Origin of the sequence: Glaciibacter sp. 2TAF33 (genome assembly GCF_052114945.1) — a bacterium.
Classification (GTDB): domain Bacteria; phylum Actinomycetota; class Actinomycetes; order Actinomycetales; family Microbacteriaceae; genus Cryobacterium.
The window spans coordinates 112,832-137,007 of record NZ_JBFRFS010000004.1; the positions used below are offsets into that span (position 1 = coordinate 112,832).

At 66.9% G+C, this 24,176-nt stretch carries 22 protein-coding genes; 5 read left to right on the forward strand and 17 right to left on the reverse strand.

What is annotated here, in order from left to right; all coding sequences use genetic code 11:
• Positions 1-67: 67 nt before the first annotated feature.
• The 6 genes from AB4Y94_RS04800 to AB4Y94_RS04825 are packed head-to-tail and all read right to left on the reverse strand — an operon-like array spanning position 68 to position 6,940.
• A complete protein-coding gene (locus AB4Y94_RS04800; protein ID WP_441725481.1) occupies positions 68-1,582 on the reverse strand; it encodes an aminopeptidase P family protein in 1,515 nt (504 codons plus the stop codon).
• Positions 1,579-2,445, reverse strand: a complete 867-nt coding sequence (locus tag AB4Y94_RS04805; protein WP_441725483.1) for an ATP-binding cassette domain-containing protein — start codon at positions 2,443-2,445, stop codon at positions 1,579-1,581. Before AB4Y94_RS04805 ends, AB4Y94_RS04800 begins: the two co-directional genes overlap by 4 nt.
• Positions 2,438-3,352 (reverse strand): ATP-binding cassette domain-containing protein, encoded by a 915-nt coding sequence (locus AB4Y94_RS04810; protein ID WP_441725486.1) that lies wholly within the window; start codon positions 3,350-3,352, stop codon positions 2,438-2,440. Before AB4Y94_RS04810 ends, AB4Y94_RS04805 begins: the two co-directional genes overlap by 8 nt.
• Positions 3,349-4,263 carry an ABC transporter permease gene (locus tag AB4Y94_RS04815; protein ID WP_441725489.1) on the reverse strand — a complete coding sequence of 305 codons (915 nt, stop codon included), beginning with the start codon at positions 4,261-4,263 and terminating at the stop codon, positions 3,349-3,351. The genes AB4Y94_RS04810 and AB4Y94_RS04815 overlap by 4 nt, the downstream gene beginning before the upstream one ends.
• Positions 4,260-5,348, reverse strand: a complete 1,089-nt coding sequence (locus tag AB4Y94_RS04820; RefSeq protein ID WP_441725491.1) for an ABC transporter permease — start codon at positions 5,346-5,348, stop codon at positions 4,260-4,262. Before AB4Y94_RS04820 ends, AB4Y94_RS04815 begins: the two co-directional genes overlap by 4 nt.
• 5 nt (positions 5,349-5,353) lie before the next feature.
• On the reverse strand, positions 5,354-6,940 hold the full coding sequence (locus tag AB4Y94_RS04825; protein WP_441725494.1) for an ABC transporter substrate-binding protein: 1,587 nt from the start codon (positions 6,938-6,940) through the stop codon (positions 5,354-5,356).
• A gap of 207 nt (positions 6,941-7,147) precedes the next feature.
• Between AB4Y94_RS04825 and AB4Y94_RS04830 the strand changes: the two genes are divergently transcribed.
• Complete coding sequence (locus AB4Y94_RS04830) at positions 7,148-7,738, forward strand: Lrp/AsnC family transcriptional regulator (RefSeq protein ID WP_441725496.1); 591 nt, start codon at positions 7,148-7,150, stop codon at positions 7,736-7,738.
• A gap of 10 nt (positions 7,739-7,748) precedes the next feature.
• On the opposite strand, the gene AB4Y94_RS04835 is transcribed toward AB4Y94_RS04830, so the two are convergent.
• The 6 genes from AB4Y94_RS04835 to AB4Y94_RS04860 all read right to left on the reverse strand — a co-directional run bounded on the left by AB4Y94_RS04835 (position 7,749) and on the right by AB4Y94_RS04860 (position 12,961).
• A complete protein-coding gene (locus tag AB4Y94_RS04835) occupies positions 7,749-8,102 on the reverse strand; it encodes a hypothetical protein (RefSeq protein WP_441725499.1) in 354 nt (117 codons plus the stop codon).
• Positions 8,103-8,218: 116 nt separating this feature from the next.
• Positions 8,219-9,283: a Gfo/Idh/MocA family protein gene (locus AB4Y94_RS04840; protein WP_441725501.1), complete on the reverse strand. Its 1,065-nt coding sequence runs from the start codon at positions 9,281-9,283 to the stop codon at positions 8,219-8,221.
• Complete coding sequence (locus tag AB4Y94_RS04845) at positions 9,280-10,410, reverse strand: NAD(P)/FAD-dependent oxidoreductase (RefSeq protein WP_441725504.1); 1,131 nt, start codon at positions 10,408-10,410, stop codon at positions 9,280-9,282. The genes AB4Y94_RS04840 and AB4Y94_RS04845 overlap by 4 nt, the downstream gene beginning before the upstream one ends.
• 28 nt (positions 10,411-10,438) lie before the next feature.
• Positions 10,439-11,209 carry an amino acid ABC transporter ATP-binding protein gene (locus AB4Y94_RS04850; protein ID WP_441725507.1) on the reverse strand — a complete coding sequence of 257 codons (771 nt, stop codon included), beginning with the start codon at positions 11,207-11,209 and terminating at the stop codon, positions 10,439-10,441.
• Positions 11,206-12,006, reverse strand: a complete 801-nt coding sequence (locus AB4Y94_RS04855; protein ID WP_441725510.1) for an amino acid ABC transporter permease — start codon at positions 12,004-12,006, stop codon at positions 11,206-11,208. Before AB4Y94_RS04855 ends, AB4Y94_RS04850 begins: the two co-directional genes overlap by 4 nt.
• Before the next feature lie 82 nt (positions 12,007-12,088).
• Positions 12,089-12,961, reverse strand: a complete 873-nt coding sequence (locus AB4Y94_RS04860) for an ABC transporter substrate-binding protein (protein WP_441725513.1) — start codon at positions 12,959-12,961, stop codon at positions 12,089-12,091.
• Between the two features lie 195 nt (positions 12,962-13,156).
• On the opposite strand from AB4Y94_RS04860, the gene AB4Y94_RS04865 reads away from it, so the two are divergent.
• Complete coding sequence (locus AB4Y94_RS04865) at positions 13,157-14,266, forward strand: LacI family DNA-binding transcriptional regulator (protein WP_441725515.1); 1,110 nt, start codon at positions 13,157-13,159, stop codon at positions 14,264-14,266.
• Here the strand turns inward: AB4Y94_RS04865 and AB4Y94_RS04870 are convergent.
• Genes AB4Y94_RS04870 through AB4Y94_RS04880 form a run of 3 tightly spaced genes read right to left on the reverse strand, consistent with a single transcriptional unit; the run spans position 14,194 to position 17,223 of the window.
• Positions 14,194-15,333 (reverse strand): LacI family DNA-binding transcriptional regulator, encoded by a 1,140-nt coding sequence (locus tag AB4Y94_RS04870; protein WP_441725518.1) that lies wholly within the window; start codon positions 15,331-15,333, stop codon positions 14,194-14,196. The two genes, AB4Y94_RS04865 and AB4Y94_RS04870, sit on opposite strands and share 73 nt — an antisense overlap.
• Before the next feature lie 21 nt (positions 15,334-15,354).
• Positions 15,355-16,374 (reverse strand): SIS domain-containing protein, encoded by a 1,020-nt coding sequence (locus AB4Y94_RS04875; RefSeq protein ID WP_441725520.1) that lies wholly within the window; start codon positions 16,372-16,374, stop codon positions 15,355-15,357.
• 27 nt (positions 16,375-16,401) lie between these two features.
• Positions 16,402-17,223 carry a PfkB family carbohydrate kinase gene (locus AB4Y94_RS04880; RefSeq protein WP_441725523.1) on the reverse strand — a complete coding sequence of 274 codons (822 nt, stop codon included), beginning with the start codon at positions 17,221-17,223 and terminating at the stop codon, positions 16,402-16,404.
• A gap of 161 nt (positions 17,224-17,384) precedes the next feature.
• Between AB4Y94_RS04880 and AB4Y94_RS04885 the strand changes: the two genes are divergently transcribed.
• Entirely contained in the window at positions 17,385-18,134 is a 750-nt protein-coding gene (locus tag AB4Y94_RS04885; RefSeq protein WP_441725525.1) for an enoyl-CoA hydratase/isomerase family protein, read from the forward strand.
• The gene (locus AB4Y94_RS04890; RefSeq protein WP_441725527.1) at positions 18,131-18,985 is read left to right on the forward strand and encodes a 3-hydroxyacyl-CoA dehydrogenase family protein; all 855 of its coding nucleotides are present in this window, start codon (positions 18,131-18,133) and stop codon (positions 18,983-18,985) included. The genes AB4Y94_RS04885 and AB4Y94_RS04890 overlap by 4 nt, the downstream gene beginning before the upstream one ends.
• Positions 18,986-18,992: 7 nt before the next feature.
• Here AB4Y94_RS04890 and AB4Y94_RS04895 read toward each other — a convergent pair whose 3' ends face one another.
• Positions 18,993-20,189 (reverse strand): DUF222 domain-containing protein, encoded by a 1,197-nt coding sequence (locus AB4Y94_RS04895; protein ID WP_441725530.1) that lies wholly within the window; start codon positions 20,187-20,189, stop codon positions 18,993-18,995.
• Positions 20,190-20,415: 226 nt separating this feature from the next.
• Entirely contained in the window at positions 20,416-21,432 is a 1,017-nt protein-coding gene (locus AB4Y94_RS04900; protein WP_441725533.1) for a patatin-like phospholipase family protein, read from the reverse strand.
• A 115-nt stretch (positions 21,433-21,547) separates the two neighbouring features.
• Here AB4Y94_RS04900 and AB4Y94_RS04905 point away from each other — a divergent pair, with 115 nt between their 5' ends.
• Positions 21,548-23,848, forward strand: coding sequence for a helix-turn-helix transcriptional regulator (locus tag AB4Y94_RS04905; RefSeq protein WP_441725535.1), 2,301 nt, complete (start codon positions 21,548-21,550; stop codon positions 23,846-23,848).
• Positions 23,849-24,176 lie beyond the last annotated feature (328 nt).

Consider the following 24,176-nt stretch of genomic DNA (forward strand, 5'->3'; position numbering starts at 1 on the left):
CCCGCGACCGGGTTGACACGCCAGAGCTTGTCACATGAGCAATCATCGACCCGAATGAAGCGGATGGCTAGTGCCCGGACGCAGCGTCTCCCGCGTGCGCCGCCATCCACGCTTCGAGGTGGTCCGGTTCCCGGGGCAGCAGTGCCGTCAGGTTGTGGGATCCGGTTTCGGTGACGACGAGGTCGTCCTCGATCCGGATGCCGATTCCGCGCAATTCGGCGGGAACGGTGAGGTCGTTCTGCTGGAAGTAGAGTCCCGGCTCCACGGTGAGCGCATTGCCGGCCGACAAGGTGCCGGTGAGGTACGACTCCCTCGGTGCATGGTTGCAATCGTGCACGTCCATGCCGATCATATGGCCGGAACGCGAGATGCTCCATCGGCGCTGGTAGTGCGCGGCGGGGTCCATCGCCTCATCCACCGAGCACCGCAGCACGCCCAGGTCGATCAGGCCCTCACTCAGCGAGCGGGCGCACGCATCCTGGTAGTCCTGGAATGCGACTCCGGCGCGGAGAACCGCGATCCCGGCCTGCTGCGCGCGCAGCACGATGGAATACACGTCCCGTTGCAGGTCGGTGAAGGTGCCGGAGACCGGGAGCGTGCGAGTGACGTCGGCCGAGTACAAGCTCGCCAGCTCCACGCCCATGTCCATCAGCACGAGGTCCCCGTCGCGAAGGCGACCCGTGTTCGCGCTCCAGTGCAGGGTCGTCGCATGATCGCCGCCGCCGACGACGGAGGGGTACGCAGGTCCCTCACCCTCGAGCCGGGCCCGCCGGCTGAAGGTCCCCTCGAGGTAGCGCTCCCCCCGCGGCGACGACCGGGCGTCCTCCCATTCGCGGGCGCAGTCCACGAACCCGCGAATCGTGCCGTCCGCCGCACGCTGGAGTTCCCCGAGCTCCCAGTCGTCCTTGATCAGGCGCAGTTCGTCGAGCGTCGACTTGAGCGCAAGATGGGGGTCGAATTCGGAGCCGCAGACGGAACGCACGAGCGAATCGACCGCCTCGTCCAGGGTGGGCAGCACCCTGATGCGCCGGGCCCGGCGGCTGGCGCGCACGAAGTCGCCCGCGAGGGTGGCGAGCGGCCTGCACTCGATGCCCAGCGCATCCTGCGTCTCCGCGAGGGACGGGCGGGGCCCGACCCAGAGATCGCCGAGCGCGTCGTCCTGCCAGAATTCGTCGCTGGAGCGGCCGGACGGCGGCCGGAGGAAGAGGATGGCGTCAGCCTCACCGCCGGTGGTGTCGACCACGAGGACGCTCTCGGCGGTCATGTTGCCGGTCAGCCAGACATGGTCGGTTCCGGGCCGGAATGGGTAGTCGCAGTCGTTTGAGCGCACCCGGGATCGTCCGGCGGGAATGACGAGCAGTTCCGCCGGCAACGCCTGGGCGAGCCGCGCGCGGCGCTCAGCGGTGTACGCGACGGCGCCGCTCTCCCGCTCGGGCGCCGGTGCGAAGTCGCCCCAGCCGGCGAGCATGAACTCGCCGTTGCCCGGCAGTGGTGCCCGGTTCTGCGCGCGCGGCATCTGCCAGGCACCGGAATCGGACAGGATATCGGCGTCGATGCCGGCGTCCCTGTCTGTCACCGTCATCCCGGCATCCGTTCCAGGGCGTCGGGGAGCGATTCGGTCCAGGAGACCCGGTCCGCCTCGAGCGGCGCTGCCGGCACCCGCCCCGACCCGTCTGGCACCGGGATCGCCGCGAGCAGGGCCCGGGTGTATGGGTGCACGGGATCCTGCCAGATCGTCTCGGTGTCACCGGACTCGACGATGCGCCCGCGATACATCACCAGCGTGCGATCCGCGATCCGGCGCACCACGGAGAGGTCGTGCGAGATGAAGAGCATCGCGGCCCCGGCCTCGACGCAGAGCGAGCGCATCAGCGCGGCGACGCTCACCTGGGTCGACGCGTCTAGGGCGGAGATCGGCTCGTCGGCCACAAGCATCCGTGGCCGGGCCGCCAACGCGCGGGCGATCGCGATGCGCTGCTTCTGCCCGCCGGAGAACTCGTGCGGGTAGTTGGAGACCGCGCGCGGGTCGAGCCCGACCCGGGTGAGCCAGTCCGACGGATGCGACGGGTCGTCACCGCGTGCCACGGCGGCCCGCACTCCGTCGCCGATCTGGTCGCCGATCCGGCGGCGGGGATTGAGCGACGAGTTGGGGTCCTGGAACACCATCTGCATTCCGGTCATGGCGGGGCTCCGGCGCCGCAGCCCCAGCACGGGGACGGCGTCGCCGGCCAGGCGGATCGCTCCCCCGGCTAGTTTTTCGATCCCGACCACCGCTCGAGCCAGGCTGGACTTTCCGCAGCCGCTCTCGCCGACCAGGGCCACGACTTCGCCGGGGGCGATGGAGAACGAGACGCCGTCGACGGCCCTGACGGGCGGCCTGCCGCGATACTCGACGACAACGTCATCTGCGGTGAGCACGGGCGCCGTGCCCTGGTTCTCAGACATCCGCTCGCTCCTCGCTCTGTCCGTGCTCGAGCAGCCCTTCCACCAGCACCTCCGGGGGTTCTTCGAGCGTGGACCCCGGGAGGGCGGCCAGGAGTGATTTGGTGTACTCGTGCCGCGGCGCGGTGAACAGCTGACGGCTCGGTGCGGACTCGACGACCAGGCCGTCCCGCATGACGGTCACATCGTCGGCGATGGCGCTCATGACGCCGAGGTCGTGGGTGACGATCAGCACGCTGAGGTTCGTCTCGTCGACGAGGTCGCGGAGCAGCTGCAGCACCCCCGCCTGCACGGTGACGTCCAGGGCCGTGGTCGGTTCGTCGGCGAGAAGAACGTCGGGGTCGCAGGCCAGCGCGACGGCGATGGCGATCCGCTGTCGCTGGCCGCCGGAGAATTGGTGCGGGAACTTCGCCAGTGCCGCCACCGGGTCAGGCACCTGCACCCGGGTGAGCAGCCCGATGGCGCGATGCCGCGCTTCCAGTTTGCCGAGCTTCAAATGGTGCCGCACGTGGTCGGTGAGTTGCCGGCCGACGGAGAGTTGCGGGTGCAGGCTGGTCGACGGGTCCTGGAAGACCATCGCGATGCGTCGGCCACGTACGGCGCCCTGCACTGCGCTGGACGCGCCGACGAGCTGGACCGGCGCGCCGGAACCGTCGGCGGGGGCGTCGAGAACGATGCTGCCGGAGGCGCTCATCGAATCGGGCAGGAGACCCAGAACGGCCAGCGCCGTGATGGTCTTCCCCGAGCCTGACTCGCCGGCCAGCCCATGGATGCGGCCGCGGCCGAGGGCGAGGTCGATCCCTCCCACGATCGACCGGGATCCCTCCGGGCCGCGGATGTCGATGCGGAGTCCCGTGATTGCGAGCGCCGGGGCAAGGGTTGCGGCGGACGCGGGCGTTGGGATGCTCACAGTGTCGGCCCTCCCCCGCGCAAGGTCTTCGATTTCGGGTCAAGCGCGTCGCGGAGCGCGTCACCGATGAAGTTGAACGCGACGACGACGGAGAGGATCGCGAGGCCCGGGAACACTCCCAGCCACCAGGCATCGAAGTTCTGCACGGCGTCGGAGACCATCGAACCCCACTCTGCGGTCGGCGGCTTGGCGCCGAGGCCGAGGAACGACAGCCCGGACAAGAGGAGGATCGCGGTGCCGATGTCGAGGCTCGCCAGCACGAGGATCGGTCCGACGATGTTCGGGGCGATGTCCCGCCAGAGGGAGCGCAACGGCGAGAAACCGAGCAGCTGCCCCGACACGACGTAGTTCGATGTGCGCAGTGAGAGCACGAGCCCCCTGGTGAGCCGCGCATAGGACGGCCAGGAGACGATGAGGGCGGCGAGGACCGCGTTGAGGAGGGAGGCGCCGAGCGCCGCTGCGATGACCATGGCGAGGATGACGGTGGGGAACGCCATCACCAGGTCCGTGATCCGCATGATCGTCTCGTCCACCCAACGGCCGAAGAATCCGGCGACCGCACCCAGGATCGCGCCGATCAGCACCGACAGCAGAACCAGCAGGAGTGCCAGCGGGATCGTCACGCCGGCGCCGGCGATGACGCGGGAGAACACGTCGCGACCGAGGGCATCGACCCCGAACAGCGTTCCCTGGCCGGGCGGTTGCAGGCGCGGGAGGTCCTGCGCGAGCGGGTCGTGCGGCGCGATGATCGGCGAGAGGATCGCAACGACGATCCACGCCAGGGCGACCACTGCACCGACGATGCTGAGCGGCGCGGAGAACCGACCCAGCCGCATGCGGGGCCGCCGCCAGCGCGGACGTGTGGCGGGGACGGCATCCGTCGCCCCGGTGACCAGCGTCGGGCGCGTCATGCGAGCCTGACCCTCGGGTCGATGACGCCGTAGAGCAGGTCGACGATCAGGTTCACCAGCAGGTACATGATTCCGATCACGAGGCCGACGCCCATGACGCCGGGAAGGTCGAGGTGGGACGCGGCCTGGTACGCGTAACTGCCGATCCCGGGCCAGGAGAAGATCGATTCGACCAGCACGGTGCCGCTGAGGAGGCTGCCGAAGGCCAGACCGACGACAGTGAGGATGGGGATGCTCGCGCCGCGGAGCACGTAACCGAAGACGACGGCGCGAATCGGGAGTCCTTTGGCCCTGGCCGCCCGTACGTAGTCCTGGTCGAGGATCTCGAGCACCGCGGTGCGCACGAAGCGGGTCAGGAGGCCCACGGTGTACAGGGTCAGCACGAGCACGGGGAGGAACAGGTGCGCCGCCGCGTCGAGGAACGTGTCGAGCTGTCCGGCGAGGAGTGCGTCGACGGTGAAGAGGCCGGTCACGGTCGGCGGCGTTGTGAAGTCGGGCGACAGCCGGCCGGAACCCGGTGCGATGTGCAGCTGGTAGTAGAAGACGTAGTACAGCACGAGCGCCAGCCAGAAGGTGGGCACGCTGAGTCCGGCCAGCGACACCACGCGGAGCACGTGATCGGTGACCTTGCCGCGCCGGTAGGCGGCGAGGGTGCCGAGCATCACCCCGATGATGACGCTGAGGACGATGGCGGCGAGGGCGATTTCGAGTGTGGCGGGAAGCGCGCTGGCCAGGTCGGCGGTGACGGCGTTGTGCGTCGTGGTCGAGGTGCCCAGGTTGCCGTGCAGCAGGTTGCCGAGGTAGGTGAAATATTGCGCGACCAGAGGCTGGTCGAGACCATACTCCGACCGGAAACGGGCGACGATCGCGGGATCTTCCGCCGCGCGCTGTCCGAGGCTGGCCGCGACCGGGTCACCGGGGACCAGGTTCGTGAGGATGAATGTCACGAGGGTCACGCCGAGGACCAGCAACAGGGAGGTGAAGACCCGGCGCAGGGCGTAGCGGAGGAAGGGGTGGCCGGTCCGGCCCTCGCGAGCCGCGGGGCGGACTCGCGAGGGCCGGACGGCCCGACTAGCAGTGGACAAGACGGTTACTTGCTGCCCAGGGCGGCGATGTCGATGGTCCACACGGCGTTGTAGACGACGTTGGTGACGCTCGGCTTCGAGGCGATGTTATTGCCCGGCTGCAGCAGCGGGATGAACGGGCCCGAGCTGCCCAGCGCTTTCTGGAAGTCCTGGAACTGCGTCTTGCGCTCGGCATCTGACCCGCCGACTGCCGCCGCGTCGGCGAGGCTCGACACGGTCGGGTCGGCGCCCGCCTCCCAACCGGCGCGGAGTCCGACGACGTTGCCCGGTGCGAACACGAGGTAGTCGCTGGGATCGGGGTAGTCCGGTCCCCAGTACCAGAGCCCGATGGACTCCTTCGCACCGCGGTAGGCGTCCAGCTCGGTCGCGACCGGGGCGGGAGCGAGGTCGACTGTGATGCCCGCCGTCTTCAGCTGCGACTGGATGCGCTGCGCGATCGTGGGGAACGCGATGCCGTTCAGCGAGATGTCACTGGGGAAGTTCAGCGTGACCGTCTCCCCCTTGTATCCACTCTTGGCCAGGTCTGCTTTGGCGGCTTCGGCATCGTGTTTCAGCGCCGCAGACGAATCGAGGGCACCGAGGAACATGCTGGGCACGACGCCGGTGGCCTGCGAGGTGCCGGTACCGGCGATCGAGACGAGGTCTGTGTAGTCGATGGCTTCCTTGACCGCCTTGACGAAGTCAGGGTTGCTGGTCGCCGTGGAGATCGCCGGGTTCTGGTTCAGCAGCAGGAAGATCACATTCGCGGAGGGGTCGCTGGTCACTGTGACTGTCGAGCCGAGGCCCTCGACCTGCGTGCCGGAGAGGTCGAGTGCGACGTCAGAGTCACCGCCCTTCACGTTGATCTTCTGGGTGGCGCCCTCGACATTGCGGATCACGACACGGTTGTAGGTGGGCTTCTGCGGTCCGTCGTACTTCTTGTTCGTGGTCAGGACGACCTGGGACGCGAGGTTCAGCGAGTCCAGCACGTACGGTCCGGAACCAGCCGAATGCGTGTTGAGGTACTTCTCCGCGCCGTCGCTCTCGGTGGTGGTTCCGCCGTTCTTCTTGACCACCGTGGAGTTCAGGATGCCCAGGGCCGGGTTGGCGAGGATCGACGGGAGCGCCGGGGTAGCGGTTTCCGTCGTCAGCACGACCGTCTTGTCGTCCTTCTTGGTCACGGTCACGCCGTCGAGGAGGAAGGACGGATTGCCCTTCATCCCGATCACGCGCTGCAGCGAGAACACGACGTCGTCAGCCGTCATCGCGCTACCGTCCGAGAAGGTGTGGGTGCCCTGCAGCGTCGCGGTGAAGGTCTTGGCGTCGGAGGAGACGTCGACCGATGCGAGCCCGTCGACGGTCTTCGACACGTCGCCGCCAGTGAACGTCAGCAGGGTCTCGTAGAGCGCCTTGTCGACCATCTCGCCGGTCGGTTCGTACATGCGACCCGGGTCGGCCGTCTTGAGGTCGAAGGCCTTGTCGATGGTCAGCGTCTTCGAGGCGGAATCAGAACTTGACGTCTTCCCGGATGAGCATCCGGTGACGATGAGCGCGACCGTGACGGCTGCTGCACCGATCACGACTGCCTTCTTGGTGGTGGAGCGGGGAACCACGATGCCTCCAGAGAAAGGGGCGGCAGGCCATGCCGACCAGAACGGGAAAAGCCGCGGTGCGGGGTGACCCGTCATCGCGCCGAACCACCGTTCTCTCACTGCAGAGCTGGACGGTGTGAAGTAAGATTTGCACGATCACCGGAGTTCTGTCACCCACGGCCGGATATTTTGGATGAATCTGCACCATAAGCCCGAATGGATCACCAAGTGTTGAACGACGAGCAAGACAACCGATCCCCGTCTGGACAAAAAACAGGCGGCCTCGACAAGGTGGATCTGCGCATCCTCGAGGTCCTTCGCGAGAACGGCAGGATCTCGATGGCCGCGCTCGCCGAACGGGTGAATGTGTCGAGGGCGAGCGTTTACAACCGCGTCGAGCAGATGACCAGTTCTGGCGTCATCACCGGCTTCACGGCGCAGGTGGATCCTGCACGCGTCGGCCTCGACATCTGCGCGCTGGTGTTCGTCACCGTGCACCCGCAGAGCTGGCACCGGTTCCGCGAAGGAATCCTGCAGATGCCGGACGTTGAGTTCTGCACGGTCACCACCGGCGAGCACGACGCGATGCTGGTCATGCGTTCAGTCGATATCGGCGGAGTGCACGAATTCGTCACGGGCGTCGTTGCGGTCAGGCCGGAGGTCAAGTCGGTGGTCAGCGTGGTGGTGCTCGACGAAGTCGTGCGCAAGTCGTTCCTGCTGCCCACCGACATTCCCGACCGGTCGAACGGCTCCAACCGACTGGGTATGACCCGGTTCACCAGTGCCGCGAACGGCCGGAGTGAGATGGCTCGCGGGTAGTCGCGGCCGGCTATGCCTCGACGCAGATGCTGATGTGGTCGATGTCGCCGATGCGGAATTCCTCAACGAGACGGATGCCGCCCGCGTCGCCCGGTGTTTCAACCCGGCTGTGGCCGGTGCCGGTCACGACCGCTCCGCCCTCGGCCATCACGTGGGCGAAGGAAACGGCGAGGTCGTTGCCGGTGCGGGTGCCGACGAAGCGGCCGAACGTGACGGTGTCACCGTCATAGTCGCCCCAGATCACTCCGTCACGCTCGGAGTAGCGGAAGCGGGACGGGGAGTCGGGGTCGACGGCGCTGGCGGTCGAGGATGCCATGACGAACTCACGTCCGTGCAGGCTCGGGGCGTTTTCGGTGCCGGTCATGAATACGAGTATGCGGGGGCGGGGAACGTCACGGTGTCCCCGTGCAGATGTGTCTCATCGCCTCGGTCCACGGTGACGACGAATGGACGAAACGTCGGCCGACAGCGCGGTCGAGGTTACGATCGTCCATCCGGGGTGGCGTTCCGGTGGATCTCCTCGATGATCCCGATGACCTGCACGGAGTCACGTGGATCCACGGGGAGTGGTGCTCCCCGCAGAAGGGTGTCGGCGAGCCCCGCGTAGAACGCGCCGTACCGGCCGGGTTCGGCCGGCACCGGCTCGAGCGTGCCGTCGATTCCGATGAGGCCCCACGTCGACTCGTGCTCGGTGCCGAATCCGGGGTCGGCCGGCGACGCCCCGTGGTCCAGTGCCGATTCCTGTCCGTCCAGGCCCCATTTGATATACGCGCACGCGGAGCCGAGAACGTGGAATCGGGGACCGACCTGCGCGGCGAGGCCGTTCATCCAGAGGTGCGAACGCACACCGGAGACGTGGTGCAGCGCAACGAACGCGTCGTCGTCCGCCGCGCCACCCTCCCGCTGTGTGGCCACCTCCGCATATACGTCATCGACCGGCCCGAACAGGATCAGCGCCTGGTCGATCAGGTGCGCCCCGAGGTCATAGAGAATCCCGCCGCCCTCCGCCGCTGTGGACTCCGCTTTCCAGGACTTCGCAACCTCCGGTTTCCACCATTCGAACCGCGACTCGAATCGTCGCGGTTGCCCCAGCGCACCGCGCCGGAGCAACGACTGCAGGGTGAGGAAGTCCCCGTCCCAGCGGCGGTTCTGGAAGACCGTCACGGCGAGCCCCAGTGACTCCGCCCGATCGACGAGTTCCTCACCCTCCTTCGCCGTGACGCTGAACGGCTTGTCCACGACGACATTGAGGCCGGCGTCCAGGGCCGCATGCGCCAACTGCACGTGCGTCCCTGACGGCGAACCGACGACGACGAGGTCGAGGTCTGCCGCGGCGGCAAACAGTTCTGCCGCCTCCGGCACGACCCGCGCTGCCGGATACCGCCGGGTCGCCTCCCGCGTGCGCCCCGGGTCGGCCGTGACGATCATGTCGAGCGAGTATTCGGGCATGCTCGAGATGAAGGGGGCATGGAATACCCGGCCTGACGTTCCGAATCCGATGATCCCGGTGCGGATCGGCGCCCGGCGGGCCGGACGGTCCGTCACGAGTGGAATCGCGACGGCCGGAACCGCTCCAGCAACGGGCTCTCGTCGCCGGTGAGGATCTCCCCCGCCAGCAGTTCACCCGCGATCAGTCCCAGCGTCGCCCCACTGTGGCTGAAGGCAACGTAGTAGCCGTCGCACTCGTCGAGCTGCCCGAACACCGGTTCGCCGTCGCCGGGGATGGGCTTGGGCCCGGCACCGTACGAGTCCAGTTCGAGGGTGGGATTGCCGTCGAGAACAGCGGATGCCTCGTCGAGCAGGCCCTGGATGGTCGAGTCGTGGATCTCAATGCTGCCGTCCTCGCGCACGACGACCTCTTCTTCCGACCACGCCGAGTCGAGCACCAGCGCACCGGTGGGAGTCGGCCGTACCGCCACCCGGGGCGTGTTCAGTACCGCGCGCAGTGGGAGGTCGACCGGCTTGGTGCGCACGAGGAGCGCGATGGGCGTCTGGTCCCCGATGTGGACGCCGAGCTCGGCGACCGTCGTCGGGACGTCTGCGCCGGTGGCCAGCAGCACGGCATCCGCTTCGATGACCGACCCGTTCGCCGTCGCGACCCCGCTGACGCGGCCGTCGGACACCACGACGGATGCGCGTCCGGCGTCAGCCAGGAGCCGGCCGCCGAGCCGGGTGAATTCCTCCAGCAGGAATTCGATCAGCGACGGCAGGTCCACCCAGCCCTCGCCCGGGTTGAAGATGGCGCCCTCCGGCGACACCGCGGCCGGGTTCACCCCGGGTGTCACCGTCTTGACCTCGTCCGCGGCCAGCCACAGGGAGTCGTAGCCGATGGACCGTTCGTGGTCGAAGTTCTCTTTCAGTCCGTCAACGCTGCCGGGGGCATTCCAGGTGAGACCGCCGTCGAAGCGCAGGAACGGAGCCGTCTCCGGGGAACGCGCGGCCAGGGTGCGGTACCTGTCGATCCCCAGCACCCGCAACTGGTGGTATTCGGCCGAGCGGATGCCCGCCGAGTTGAGCCACGACAGTGACCGCCCCGAGGCCTGGCTGGCCACGACGCTGTCGGTGACGAGGGTGACGGCCGCGCCGGCCCTGGCAAGGTGGACCGCGGTGGAGACGCCAAGGATGCCGCCGCCGATAACGGCGACACGCTGGGTGATGGGTGTTGTAGTCATAGGGTGTGCTTTCGTGTGGAACGGACGGTTAGAGGACTTCTGAGAGGAACCGCTGGAGACGGGGGCTCTGCGGGTTGTCGAACAGGTCGGCCGGGCGGCCGATCTCGACCACCTTGCCTTCATCCATGAAGACGACCTGGTCGGCGACCCGCCGGGCGAATTTCATCTCGTGCGTGACGACCACCATGGTCATGCCACGCTGGCCGAGTGTCGCCATGAGGTTCAGCACGCCTTTGACCAGTTCAGGGTCCAGCGCACTCGTGACCTCATCGAAGAGCATGACTTCGGGTTCCATGGCGAGGGCCCTGGCGATCGCGACGCGTTGCTGCTGGCCGCCGGAGAGGTCGCGCGGGCGGTGGTCAGACCGCTCGGCAAGGCCGACCTCGGCCAGGCGGCGGTGTGCAACCTCGTGCGACTGGGCCCGGGACATCCCCTTCACATTGCGCAGTGCCAGTGCCACGTTTTCCAGCGCCGTGTGGTCGGGGAACAGGTTGAAGTGCTGGAACACCAAACCGATGCGCGTGCGGAGCCGGTCTGGTTTGACCGCCAGTGCGCTCTCCGCCCCGAGCAGGATGTCGCCGCTCTTCGGTTCGTGCAGGCGGTTGACGCCGCGAAGCAGGGTCGACTTGCCGGAACCTGACGGCCCGATGATGCAGGTCGTGGTACCGGGCGCCACCGCGAAGCTCACGTCGCGAAGCACCTCGATGTCGCCATACGCCATCGTCAGGTTTCGCAGCTCCAGGCTCGAGCCCCGGTATTTCTGCACGTCCTGCACGGGCGTGGAAGATGTGTTGATCATGTGTTGCTCCCATAGGTGAGGGGTGGCACCGTCGCCGGCTGGGCTTCGAGCTCGTCGACTTCGTCGAGGCCGCTCTTGGGCGGTGCGGCTTTGCGGCGCCCGGTTCGGAAGCGGTTGTCGAAGTAGTTCACGAGGTGGGTGAGTGGAACGGTGATGACCAGGTAGAACAGGCCGGCCATCACGAGGGGCGACAGGTTGCCGTTCAGCACCGCCGCATCCTGGCCCACCCGGAAGAGCTCCCGTTCACCCACCAGCAGTCCGAGGAAGTAGACGAGGCTGGAATCCTTGACGATGGCGATGAACTGGTTCACCAGGGCGGGAAGGACCCGGCGGATGCCCTGCGGGATCACGACCAGGCGCATGGCCTTGCCGTAGCTCATCCCGAGGGCCCGGCAGGCCTCCAGCTGCCCGCGCTCGACACTTTGGATGCCGGCCCGGAAGATCTCGCCGATGTACGCGCTGGCGATTAGGCTGAGGGCCAGGATGCCGAGCGGATACGGTGACGGACCGAAGATCGACTGGGCGAATCGCGCGAAGCCCTGGCCGATCAAGAGGATGGTGAGGATAGCGGGCAGGCCGCGGAAGATGTCGGTGTAGATGCGAGCCGGAATGCGCAGCCACCGCGATGTGGAGATGCCCATCACGGCGACGATCATTCCGAGGACGACCCCGATGATGGTCGCGGCGATCGAGATGATGAGGGTGTTGACGAGTCCGGTTCCGAGCAGCTGCGGGAACACTGCCCACATCGCATTGAAATCGAAGAAGGTCTTGATGATGTTGTCGAGCCAGTCCATTGGTCTCTCTCAAACTTGGGTGCGGAGGGGTTGACGGTGCGGGCCGGCGCCACGATCGGGTTCGGCCCGCACCGTCCGCCGGTTATGGGGTCGGCGTGGGGGTCGAGGTCTGCTCGGCCTTCGGAAGGTACATGTCGGGCATCGGCGAGCCAGGGAACCACTTCTGGTACAGCTCTTTCCAGGTTCCGTCTTCCATGGCGGCGTGCAGTCCCTTGTTCAACGCCGCAACGAACTTCTCGTTGCCCTTGGCGACTGCGAAGCCGGCAGGCGCGTCGAATGACGGGATGTTGATCGCCAGGTCGAGGTTGTCGTACTGCTGGCCGTAGGTCTTGGCGCTCTCATAGTCCGTGAAATGCGCCTGGATGGTCCCGCTGTTCAGCGCTGCGATGCCGGCGTTGTTGTCCGGGAACTTGACCAGCTCGGTGCCGGGGAAGTTCTTGATCGCGTAGGCCTCCTGGAGGGTGCCCTGCACGACTCCGAGCCGCTTGCCCTTGAGATCGCCGGCGTCCTTGATTCCCGCCGACTTCTCTGCGACCACGGTCAGGTATCCGGCCAGGTAGCCGTCCGAGAAATCAACCGTCTGCTTGCGTTCGTCGGTGATGCCGATCGCTGCCACGCCGACATCGAACTGGTGGTTCGCGACCGCGGAGAGAAGACCGGAGAAGTCCTGCCCGGTGAAGACCACGTCGTCGTAACCAATGCGGTGCGCGACGTTCTTGAACAGCTCGACATCGAAACCGGTGAACTTGCCGTCGGCGTCGGTGAACGTATACGGCTTCGCGTCGCCCATGCTGGCCACCCGGATGGTGCCGGCCTTGATGAGGTTGAATTCGTTGGCGTCAGCGCTCGAGGACGAGCCGGCCCCGGCCCCGCTACTGCAGGCGGCCAAAGCCAGTGCTGCCGCTGCCGACACGGCGAGAATGCCGAGCCGGCGGAATGTGATGCGTTTCTTCACAGCTTTTCCAATCGTGGAGGTGGGAGTGGTGCGGTGGGCCGTTGAGGCTCCTCTCCGTCCCCGCCTGGCACGACAACGTTGTGGAGCCTTGTGAGTCCGGTCTCAATGGGTTACGGTGAGACCGGTCTCAATAGCTTGTTAGGGAACCTACATGCTCTACGCTGACACGTCAAGAGAACATTTCGAGAGGACACCATGAACAATCCGCCTCCACGTCGACGGGACGTGACGGTCGCGGACGTCGCACGCGAGGCGCGCGTTGCGAAAGCCACGGCAGCACGCGCGTTGGGCGACTATGGAGCGGTCAGCGATGCGGTCCGGGACCGCGTGCAGGCGGCAGCGGAGGCATTGGGCTATCGACCCAATGAACTGGCTCGGAGCATGAACACCGGCAAGTCCAACACCATCGGCGTCATCGTGGGGGACATCGAGAATCCCTATTTCGGCCTGGCCACGCGCGGGATCTCGGATGCCGCCAAGGAGCAGGGCTTCGACGTCATCCTGGTCAACACCAGCGAGGACGTGGACGCGGAGATGGACGCCGTGCGGGTGCTGCTGGACAAGCGGGTGGACGGGTTGATCGTCGCTCCCGCCTCATCTGGAAAGACAGACCACCTGCGAGCCGTCTACGAGACCGGGCGACCGCTTGTCCTCCTGGACCGCAGGATCGAAGGTCTCGACGTGGACGTCGTCGAAGCCGACATGGCGTCCGTCGCCTACCAGGCGACCAGGCACCTGACCGACGCTGGGCATCGGCGGATCGCCTTCATTTCGACCCTCGATGTGGAGGGCGGCGAATTCCACGAGGGAATCGACCTGCGCGTGTCCTCAGTCGCCGACCGGCTCGAGGGCGTGCTGAGGGCCCAGCGGGACGCCGGGCTCCCGGACCCGTCCGCCCTGGTGCGGTTTGATGCCAACGGCGCCGCAGGGATCAAGCGGATCGTACGCGAGCTGATGGCGCTCTCGGACCCCCCGACTGCGATCATCGCATCCGACAGCCTCATCGCCCTCAGCGTCCTGGGGACGGTGCGCGAACTCGGCCTCTCGGTCCCCGGGGACCTGTCGTTCATCATGTTCGATGACTTCGAATGGACCACGCTGACGTCTCCGCCATTGACGGTCATTTCCCAGCCGATCTACGAGATGGGGGCTGCCGCCGCCCGGAGGCTCATCGGGCGGGTGCAAGGGCGCCAGTTGCCGGACGCCATGACCAAATTCACGGCCACGCTGGTTCAGCGTGGCTCGGTGGGCCGACCCCGGGCCGGCGTCCTCGCCGGGCCGATGGATCCCCTCTCCGCGATCTGAGCAGCCAGGACGACATGGCGGAATTCGGATTCGTCGCCCGCGATTCGCGAGAGCAGGAACTCCGCCGCCATCCTTCCCATCTGGTGCACCGGTTGAACGACGGCGGTGATGCCGCCCCCCACGAAGCCCATCCAGTCCAGGTCGTCGAAGCAGACCAACGACAGGTCATCGGGAACGGTGAGGCCCAACGACGAGATCGCGGCCATGGCGCCGGTTGACATCTTTCCGTCGCCGGCGAATAGCGCGGTCGGCCGGCGTGCCGGGTGGAGGGCGAGCAGGTCGAGGACCGCCTGTTTCGCCGCCCCCACCGAATAGGCGCCCACTCGGACGATCAGGTCCAGGTCCGGCCGGACGCCCGAGTCCCGGTGCGCCTCCAGGTAACCGAGGAGGCGTTGCCAGCTCGGGTACAGGGTCTGCGGACCGACGATCCCGGTTGCCACCGCGGCGATGAACTGGGCAACGTCCCCGAAGTCGGAGGACTCCAGTTCCGCTACGAAAGCGATGCGCGTGTGCCCGGCGGAGAGCAATCGGCCCACGCAGTCCTTCGCTGCCCCTCGGTTGTCGACAGTGACGGAATCGGCGGGCAGATCCTGAACCACGCGGTCGATCTGCACCACCCGGCACTGCGCGGCCAGGGCCGCTCTCAAGTGCGGGGATTCCACCAGGTCGCAGGGTGACACGATGAGGCCGTCCACCTGCTTCTCCAGGAGCAGCTGGACGGCTTCGCGCTCAAGGTCGAGATTTTCATCGCTGTTGGTGAGGATGGCGCCGAAGCCGTCGGCGCGCGCCACATCCGCGATGCCCCGCATCGCGCTCGCGTAGAAGTCGCTGCTGATGTCCCCCGCGACCACGCCGATCGTCTGCGTCCTGCCGGTGATCAAGCCGCGGGCGAGTCGATTCGGCCGATAGCCCAACTCGTCGGCGGCCTGGTTCACCCGGTCCCGGATCTCGTCGCTGGAGTATCCGTAGCGGCCTAGGACGCGCCCGGCTGTCGCCGTGCTCACTCCTGCACGCGTCGCGACCTGGACGATCGTGACGCTGTCCGCTCGCTTCTTGGCCACGGTCACGACCTTATCTTGAGTGCGCTCCTAGTACTCGACCTTCCACATGTAGCGGCGGCCCTCCAGGGTGAAGCCGCGGGCGGCCGCATAGTGGGCGGCGAGCCGCGCCATCCACGCGTGGAAGACGAGCGGAAGCACATACGGCCGTTGGCGTTGGTCGACCCCGGGCAACGGAATATCCGTGCTGTCGACGTAGAACGTCTCGCCGCCGTAGGTCGAGAGGAATCGCTGCACGCGCTCCCCCATCGGGCGTGTCTCGTCCTCGCCGAGGAAGACGATCGTCTTGGTGTCCTCGTCGATCACCTCGAACGGTCCCTGGAAGAATTCGTCGGCGTTGATCGTCGCCGCGTGCTTCCATTGCATCTCCTGCAGGTAGCACATGGTGAAGGTGCTCGCCGCTCCGAAGAGCGGTCCTGACGCCAGCACATTGGTCACCGGGACGTCTTTCATCTCCCGTGCGATCTCCGCGGCACGCGGTTCGAGAGCGTTCAGGGACGCGAGAAGGGCGGTCGGCAGGGCGTGGAGGGCCTCGTGCATCGGCCCGATGTCGACGTTCTCGCGCTTCAGGACCGCGAGCGCCACAAGCTGCAACAGGATCTGGGTCCCCTGGCCGGTCTCGGCCACGAAGCTGGTCTCCAGGCTCTGGGCAAGCGGCCCTTCCGCCTTGAGGGTCACCCCCACGACAGCAGCACCTTCTGCCGCAGCCCATTCGGCAGCCCTGATGGTCTCGGGCGTGTTCCCGGTACCGGAGAGAGCAACTACCAGGCTGTTCGGCCCGACGCTGGCTGGCTTTCGGTAGTAGAACTCGTCCGAGTTGAACGTCACCGCGGGAATGTTGGAGTGCTTGTCCAGCACCCACTGGGCGGGCACCATCGCCAGGTACGAGCCGCCGGCGCCCACCAGGAAGACACGGTTGATGTCTGCCTCAAGGCCGCCGATGTGATTGTCGATCGCGGGCCACAGGCTGAGTGCCTGTTCTTGTGACGACACGACGTCGTCAGGAATGGGTGTGACAGCGTGCGGGCCTACGTAAGTTCCGTCAGTCATGGGTTCTCCTTGTGTTTGTTGGTGTGGTCAGGTGGTAGCGGATGCCACGGAAAGGTCAGCGCCGTGGCCGAAAGCGCCGTGCCGGGTGCACGTGTCCCCGGCCCGGATTGCGGCGTCGGCCAGCGCCTGCTCGGGTGGCTCACCCGATGCCAGGCCAACGAGCACCCGGGCGATAAAGGTGTCGCCCGCTCCGAGGGTGTCGACAACACGATTCGACACGGCAGCCACGGCATGTGAGCCGTCGGCGTTCGCGAGGGTGGCACCGCGGGCACCGCGAGTGACCAGAGCCCATTCGGCTCCTGCCGCCAGCGCGGAGGCCGAAGTCTCGGCTGCTTCCGCGTCGCTCACCTCGCCGCCCGAGAAGGACGCCAGGAAGCAGTGCCGGGCAATCAATGCAAGCCGGCCGTCATCCGCTCTCGTCGAGAAGTCATAGGAGAGCCGGGTCCGATCCGCGATGTCTGCGAGGCGATGGTCGAGGCCACTCGACTGGCTCACGTGCGCTGCATCGTGCGTGCCGATGAAGTCGAGGTCGTCGTCACCCAGTTCGAAGCGCGACACCCCGAGGGCAGAGCCGAGGAAGATGCGATCCCCGTCGTGATGGCCGATGAGGCAGTATGCGGTCTGGCCGGGCTCACTGCGAAGCCTCCGAATGTCGACGCCCTCATCGAGGAGGGAACGCGAGATGAGTTTTCCGGCCTGGTCCTGTCCCACAGCCCCGATGTAGCTGGCGCGGGCACCGGCCCGCCGCGCGAACACCGAGACGTTGAGCGAATTGCCCCCGGGGAACATCTGCGGGGGCGCCTCGTAACAGTCGACGACGTTGTCCCCGACGGCGACTATTGCGACCATTTCGACCTCTCCTCCACACTCCGAAGTGCGTGGTCCCCATCGTATGAGAACGTTCGCAGGTTAAGCAAGTGTTGCCGGTGTGGAGTCGTTCGCGGTTTGGCGAGCACGGTTCTTCGACCAGATATTGGACGCGCGCGGACGAAAGATGGAAGTCTGTTGAAGTGAAGACTCTGAAAGTCCAGGTCAGCGAAGACCGCGTCCACGTCCAGCTCAACCGGCCAGACGCCCGAAACGCCATCGACGACGTCATGGTTGCCGAACTGCATGCGATGTGCGTCGACCTTGAGCAGGACCCGCGGATCCTGATTCTCTCCGGCAGCAGCGCGCCTGACCGCGCCGTGTTCGCCGCCGGCGCCGACATCGGCCGCCTGGTCGAGCGAACCCGGGACGACGCGTTGCGGGGAATCAATTCGCAGCTCTTCACCCGGATTGCCGGACTGCCGATGCCGGTCATCGCCGCCATGGACGGTTATGCGCTGGGCGGAGGCGCCGAACTGGCCTTCGCCGCCGACTTCCGCATCGCGACCCCGCGAACCACCATCGGCAACCCCGAAACAGGACTCGGCATCCTCGCCGCAGCAGGCGCCACCTGGCGGCTGGTGGAACTCGTCGGCGAGCCGATCGCGAAGGAGCTGCTTCTCGCCGGTCGGGTGCTGGACGCCGCGGAGGCACTCGCCCTCCACCTGGTCACCGAGTTGCACGAACCGGACCAGCTGATCGACGCCGCGAACTCCCTCGCCGATCGCATCGCCCGCCTCGACCCGCTCGCCACCAGACTGACAAAGAAAGTCATACACGCGCCGCGGGGCGCGCATCCGTTCATCGACGAACTCGCTCAGAGCGTGCTCTTCGAGGCCCCCGCAAAGCAGGACCGCATGCGCGCGTTCCTCGACAAGAAGAAGGGAGCGTGACCGTGCCCGTACCCGCCACCGTCGGCGTGATCGGCGGTGGCCGGATGGGCGCCGGTATCGCCCAGGTCTTCGCGCTCGCCGGCTCCAGCGTGATCGTCGTCGAACGAGATGACGCCGCGGCCGCGGCCTGCCGCGCGCGGCTCGCAGACGGGCTCGCCAAGGCCGCCGCGCACAGCGTCCGACCGCTCGACGGGAGTGAGATCACCGAACGGCTCACCGTTGTCACCGACTACGCGGCGCTGGGCATGGCGGGGCTCGTGATCGAGGCCGTCCCGGAAGAGTTCGGCCTGAAGGTCGATGCCCTCACCCGCGCCGAGGCGGTGCTCGACGACACCGCTTGGCTGACCAGCAACACCTCGTCGCTCTCGGTGACAGACCTGGCCGGGTCGCTCGTCCGCCCGGAGCGATTCTGCGGCCTGCACTTCTTCAACCCCGTTCCGCCGTCGGCGCTCGTGGAGGTGGTCCTCGCCGACGGAACCGACCCCGAACTGGCCAGGAGTGCGTCGGAGTGGGTGACGAGCCTGGGGAAGACCCCGATCGTCGTGCGTGACGCGCCGGGGTTCGCCAGTTCGCGGCTCGGACTCGCGATCGCACTCGAGGCGATGCGAATGCTCGAAGAAGGCGTCGCCAGTGCCGCAGACATCGACACCGCCATGGTCCTCGGCTACCGTCATGCGACCGGCCCCCTCCGCACTTCGGATCTGGTCGGACTCGACGTTCGCCTAGGCATCGCGGAGCACCTCGCCTCGACCCTCGGTGAACGTTTCGCGCCCCCGCAAATATTGCGCGACAAGGTCGCACGCGGCGAGCTTGGACGAAAGACCGGCAGAGGCTTCTTCGACTACTCGTAGCTCGACGTTAGAAGGGCGGCGGTTCGGTGGTGGTGATGAGCCCGGTGGGGGTGGTGATAGTAACGGTTCCGTCGTCGTGGCGTTCGTACTGGTAGCGGGTGAGGTTCTTGCGGCGGTTGCTGGTCTCGCAGAGCGGTACGAGGTTGTCGTCGTTGGTGGGCCCGTGGTCACGGACCCATTCCTCGAGGTGGTCGATGTCGGCGTCGTCGACGGGTCGGCTGCAGGTGGGATCGATGCAGTCTTCGAATCGCATCGCGATCCAGTCGCGTTGGGCCTGGGTGGGCCGGTAACGGGTGCGGTCGTAGACGAGCTTCTCTCCGGTGAACGGGTCGGTGCCGACCCGGCGGAATGAGGGAGCCCGGGTGAACAGGCTGCGGGCGGTGGCCGCGTCGATGGTGCCGTAGCCGCGTAGTTGCACGGGTTCGGCGCCTTGGCCGATCAATGTCAACAAGGGCACCAGAAGAACGGGGCGGACGGTGGCCGCGGTGGGTGTACCGTCACCGGCAAGCCAGGCCACCGCCAGGTCTGCCCGGATCTGGTCACGGGAACGCCATCCGGGCTCGTCGTGTTTCGTCTTTTTCTGTTCCGCGCGTGCCGTCGCGTTCAACCGGGCGATGATTCGCACCGCATCGGGCGCGGACACGAAAGCATGCAACCATGCCATGCCATCGTCCGCCGGTTCGACCACGACCCTGCGGTCCTCGAACGCACGGGTGTGACGGGTCTCGGCCGGTTCGGTGAGCAACTGCTCCTTCAACCGGCGCGTCCGGGCGCGGAACTGGGCCGGGGTGAGCGTGCCCGCGATCTCAGCGACCCGAGTGTCGAAGACTCCCACGGCCGCGTCGTCCATCCAACCGGCCACCAGCTCCAGCGCAGTCACCACGTGCGCGAGCGTCGTCCCCCCTGCGGCGAAGACGGCTCCGAGCCGGGGAAGGTGGTCCTGGAGCGCCTGCGCCTGGTGGGCGCGCACGCGAATCTGCCCCGCCGTCAGGTGCAAACGCAGGCCGGCGTCGAACGCTGCGGCGTCCTCGGCCAGTGCCAGCACGTCCTTCTGGGCCAGCCCGGCCGGGCGCAGGTAAAGGTGCGGATTCGCCCGCGCCAGCCGCATCACCTCGGCCAGTGCCGTTCTGCTTCGGGCGTGCGCCCGATTGGCGTCTGCCTCCGCGCCGGCAGCTTCATCAAGCAGATCGAGGATCAGGTCCATGCCGGTGGCAACGACCTTCCCGGGCCGGGCCGGCCGTGGCGGCGGTTGCGGTGATACGCGCGGTACCACGGATTCAGCCGTGTCAGGTTCTTCGTGATAACGCGTTTCGTGCAGGGATGGGGAACTCATGCAACTCTCCAGACATCCGACCCTGGCACGAGCTTTGTCTTCCCTCCAGTATAGAACATGGATTCGAAAATAGGAAGAGCCTGATTGCCTTAGTTGGTCAGGCAGCGATGTTGGCGACGATCCTGTCGATCTCGTCAGAGTCGGATTGGATGAGCGCGTCGGCTGCCGCGTGGAGCGCTGCCAACCGCTGCACAGATGGGTCGTCCATGGCGCCGGCGATCCGGTCGTCTATGACCTGGAGCCGTGCATACGAGTCACCGAGCGCCCGCGATGCCAGAATGTCGCTTCCCGTGATGCTCGTGGCCATCTTTGCCACGTCGGAGAAGGCGGCGAGCCAGGATGCCTCTCCGGCGAAAGAGGGAGTGGCGGCAGACATCCCGGTGCCGAGTGAGACCAGGAAGATGGAGTCGCCGGTCAACTTGGCGCCGGAAGTCAGTTTGATTGATTCTGTGATTGCCATCGCCGCCGGGTTGTTCGCCCACACTCCACCGTCGATGAACCGGCGAGGAGCGCCGTCCCAGGTGAGTTCCGCTGGGGCGAAGTAGGTCGGAGCCGCCGATGTCGCCCGCGCGACGAAACGCAGCGGCAAGTCGAACCGGGCCGGGTGCATTATCGCGTCGGCCGTGCTGAATACCACCGGGAGTCCCAGCTCCGCGTCATAGCTGGTCACCAGCAGGGGCAACGTGGATTCGGATAACTTCTTCTCGCCGAGCACCTCATGAAGGACGCTTTCCAGGCCGGCTGCCTGATGGCGCGCATTCCCTCCCCATCGCTCATCGCGTCCGAACACCGGCCCGATGGTGTTGGCGGGTCCCATGAGCCGTTCACTCCAGGTGGCACCGGTGCCGAAGATCCGTTTCGACCATTCTGATTGCTCTGACCCTCCGAAGATCTTTCTCCCGTACCGGGGGTAGAAATCGGCGAGCTCAGTCACGGTCACGCCCGCGGTGAGTCCGATCGCGATGATACCGCCGGTCGACGTCCCCACAACGACGTCGAACAGTTCGATGGCCGGGCGACCGGCACGCCGCTCGATCTCCGCGAGGATGAGGGCGGGCAGGTATCCCCGGATACCGCCACCATCAATCGACAGGATCCTCAGTGTCCGCGTCATGGGGTCATTGGACACCCTCACGACTCTGCGCGCAACTAGACAGCCGCGTCCAGCCGTATCGCCCCATCCCTACACTGCCCCATCCCTACACTGCCCCATCCCTACACTAAGGAAGATGGGAAGCACGGCACGAGCGAGGCAGGGAAACCTCCCGGCGGAGGTCAGCAGCTTCATCGGCAGGCGCCAGCAGCTCCAGGAAATCAAATCAGGTCTCGCCGCCTCACGCATGGTGACCCTAGTGGGGCCCGGCGGCGTCGGGAAGACACGCCTCGCATTGCGAACCGCGGCGGATGTTCAACGGGGCGTCCGCGACGGCGTCTGGCTGGTCGAACTGGGAGGGCTCGCGGACTCTGAGCTCGTCACCCGCGCGGTGATGACCGCGGTCGGACTGCGTGACGAGTCCGGTCGCTGGCCGGTATCCCGCCTCATCGATCACATCGGCTCCAAGCGGCTCCTGCTCGTGTTGGACAATTGCGAACACCTGATTGACGCGTGCGCCGTCCTGGCGGACACGCTCCTGCACGAGGCGGCGGAGCTTCGAATACTGGCGACCAGCAGGCAGCCCCTCGACATCGGCGGAGAGCGGGTCGTTGCGATCCATCCCCTCTCCCTCCCGGAGCCCGGCGCGAACCGGGAGCCCGCACACGTCGCACAGTCTGAGGCCGTCGCACTCCTGATTGAGCGTGCCGGCGCCGCGGGCGGGGATTTCACACTGAACGAGGCCAACCTTCCCGACGTCGTCGAACTCTCCCGCCGCCTGGACGGCATTCCGCTGGCGATCGAGCTCGCCGCAGTGCGGCTCCGCACCCTCGGCGTGAAGCAGCTGGTCGAGCGGCTGGACGACAGGTTCCAGCTGCTCGACGGAGGCAGCGCCACCGCCCCGGTCCGGCACCAGACGCTGGCAGGGACCATCGCGTGGAGTCATGATCTCCTTCGGCCAGAGGAGAAGGCGGTGCTGCGACGACTATCGGTATTCCCGGGCTCGTTCACCCTGGATGCGGCCGAGAGCATCTGCGGCGATGCGACGATCCCGCCCACCAGGGTGATGCCCGCGCTCACCGCACTCGTCGACCGTTCATTCGTGAACTTCGAACACACAACTGCCGGTGGCCGCTATCGGATGCATGAGACGATGCGGGAATTCGCCGTGCTGCGCCTCCGCGAGGCAGCCGAGGAAGACATCTTCAGGAGGGCGCACCTCGATTACTTCGCAGCCATGTGCCGCCGTGCCGACTCCGACGGGCATGCAGCGGATGACGTGGGCACGTTCGCGTTGCTGCAGTCTTTCGATCTCGAGGCCGACAACATCCGCGGGGCCCTCCACTTGTGCCTGGCAGACCCCGACGCTGCCGACGTGGGTTTGGAGATGGCGGCGGGCCTCGGCCGGTATTGGGCGAACCGCGCGCTGAGCGAGGGAGTCCACTGGATCGAGTCCCTGCTCCAGCGGCGCGCAGACGACGAGGCCACACGCGGGCGTGCTCTATTCGTCCGCAGCTACCTGGCCGTAGCGCAGGGCGACCCCGCCGCCGGTATGGACTCCATCGCGGAAGCGGCCGACATCGCTCGTCGCGTGAAAGCCGGGGTCCTGCTGGTGCGCATTCTGGCGATCCAGGCCGCCCTGCAGGTCATGGCCGACGACCTGCCCTCAGCTCGGCGGTCGTCATCGGAGGCGCAGGCACTCGCAGATGACCTCGGCGATGACATCGCACAGATCGCTGCCGCCCAGTCCGAGGCGCTGGTTGCGTCGCTGGACGGCAATTTCGAGCGGATGCGTAACATCGGACAGGCCGCGGTGGAGAGCTGCGCGCGGGTTGGTGAGATTTTCATGCTCAGCACCCACCTCACGAGTGTGGGGGTCGGCTCGATGATGCTGGGGGAACACGCGGCGGCGGAGTCGGCATTGATCGAGGCGCTGAAAGCGACCCTTGTCATCGATGATCGCCCTGGGCTGGTGCTCAGGCTGCAGGCGCTGGCTGGGAATGCCGCGATGGCCGGGCAAGCGGAGCGCTCTGCGCGGCTCCTCGGCGCAACGGAGATGCTCCGGGCTGACGGCGGCTACCGCGTCAGTCCCTTCATCCGGCCCCTCATCGAGCAGGCCGCAATGCTGGCGCGCACCCAGCTCGGCGATCAACGGTACTCGCGAGCGTTCGAGGATGGCGCTCGGCTCGGGCACGAGGCTGCCGTGGCGCTCGCACTGGGGACAGAAGTCGCGCCGAACGCGGGTCCTGCGGCGAAGAGCGCCGACCCGCTCAGCAAGCGTGAGCGGCAGGTCGCCGACCTGGCTGCGGAGGGGCTGAGCAACAAGGAAATCGCCGGCCGTCTATTCGTCTCCGAACGAACCGTCGAGACTCATATCTACAACATCCTCAACAAGCTCGGACTCAGCTCGAGGACCAAGATCGGCACCTGGGGCTGAGCTGGGCTGAGAGATGCGGGGCCAGGAAATCTCACCAATCCGCCCCAGCGGCAGAAGAGCCAGGGCCACCAGACGCCGAAGCGCACGGATGCTCGGCGCCTCAATCAAGCAGACCAGGCGACCGTCGACGATCGCCGCGGCCAGGGGGCGGGCGGCCATCGCGGACCCCGATAAGCGGGCCTCGGCGGCATGGAGTGTCCGCGCCGCGCGCTCCATCTCCACCGGATCCGGCTGATAGACGGAAACCTCGACGAGGAAATAGCGCATGGTCCAAGGCTCGTCACCCGGCCATCCCGTGGCATCCCGGCCAACACTGAGCGGGTACACA

Bases quoted from the DNA above. Each gene is read 5' to 3' on its own strand.
- AB4Y94_RS04835 (WP_441725499.1), bottom strand. From the start codon at position 8,102: ATGACCGGCACCGAAAACGCCCCGAGCCTGCACGGACGTGAGTTCGTC.
- AB4Y94_RS04855 (WP_441725510.1), bottom strand. From the start codon at position 12,006: ATGGACTGGCTCGACAACATCATCAAGACCTTCTTCGATTTCAATGCG.
- AB4Y94_RS04845 (WP_441725504.1), bottom strand. From the start codon at position 10,410: ATGACTACAACACCCATCACCCAGCGTGTCGCCGTTATCGGCGGCGGC.
- AB4Y94_RS04805 (WP_441725483.1), bottom strand. From the start codon at position 2,445: ATGTCTGAGAACCAGGGCACGGCGCCCGTGCTCACCGCAGATGACGTT.
- AB4Y94_RS04880 (WP_441725523.1), bottom strand. From the start codon at position 17,223: ATGGTCGCAATAGTCGCCGTCGGGGACAACGTCGTCGACTGTTACGAG.
- AB4Y94_RS04895 (WP_441725530.1), bottom strand. From the start codon at position 20,189: ATGGACCTGATCCTCGATCTGCTTGATGAAGCTGCCGGCGCGGAGGCA.
- AB4Y94_RS04875 (WP_441725520.1), bottom strand. From the start codon at position 16,374: ATGACTGACGGAACTTACGTAGGCCCGCACGCTGTCACACCCATTCCT.
- AB4Y94_RS04905 (WP_441725535.1), top strand. From the start codon at position 21,548: ATGGGAAGCACGGCACGAGCGAGGCAGGGAAACCTCCCGGCGGAGGTC.
- AB4Y94_RS04850 (WP_441725507.1), bottom strand. From the start codon at position 11,209: ATGATCAACACATCTTCCACGCCCGTGCAGGACGTGCAGAAATACCGG.
- AB4Y94_RS04900 (WP_441725533.1), bottom strand. From the start codon at position 21,432: ATGACGCGGACACTGAGGATCCTGTCGATTGATGGTGGCGGTATCCGG.
- AB4Y94_RS04815 (WP_441725489.1), bottom strand. From the start codon at position 4,263: ATGACGCGCCCGACGCTGGTCACCGGGGCGACGGATGCCGTCCCCGCC.
- AB4Y94_RS04865 (WP_441725515.1), top strand. From the start codon at position 13,157: ATGAACAATCCGCCTCCACGTCGACGGGACGTGACGGTCGCGGACGTC.
- AB4Y94_RS04800 (WP_441725481.1), bottom strand. From the start codon at position 1,582: ATGACGGTGACAGACAGGGACGCCGGCATCGACGCCGATATCCTGTCC.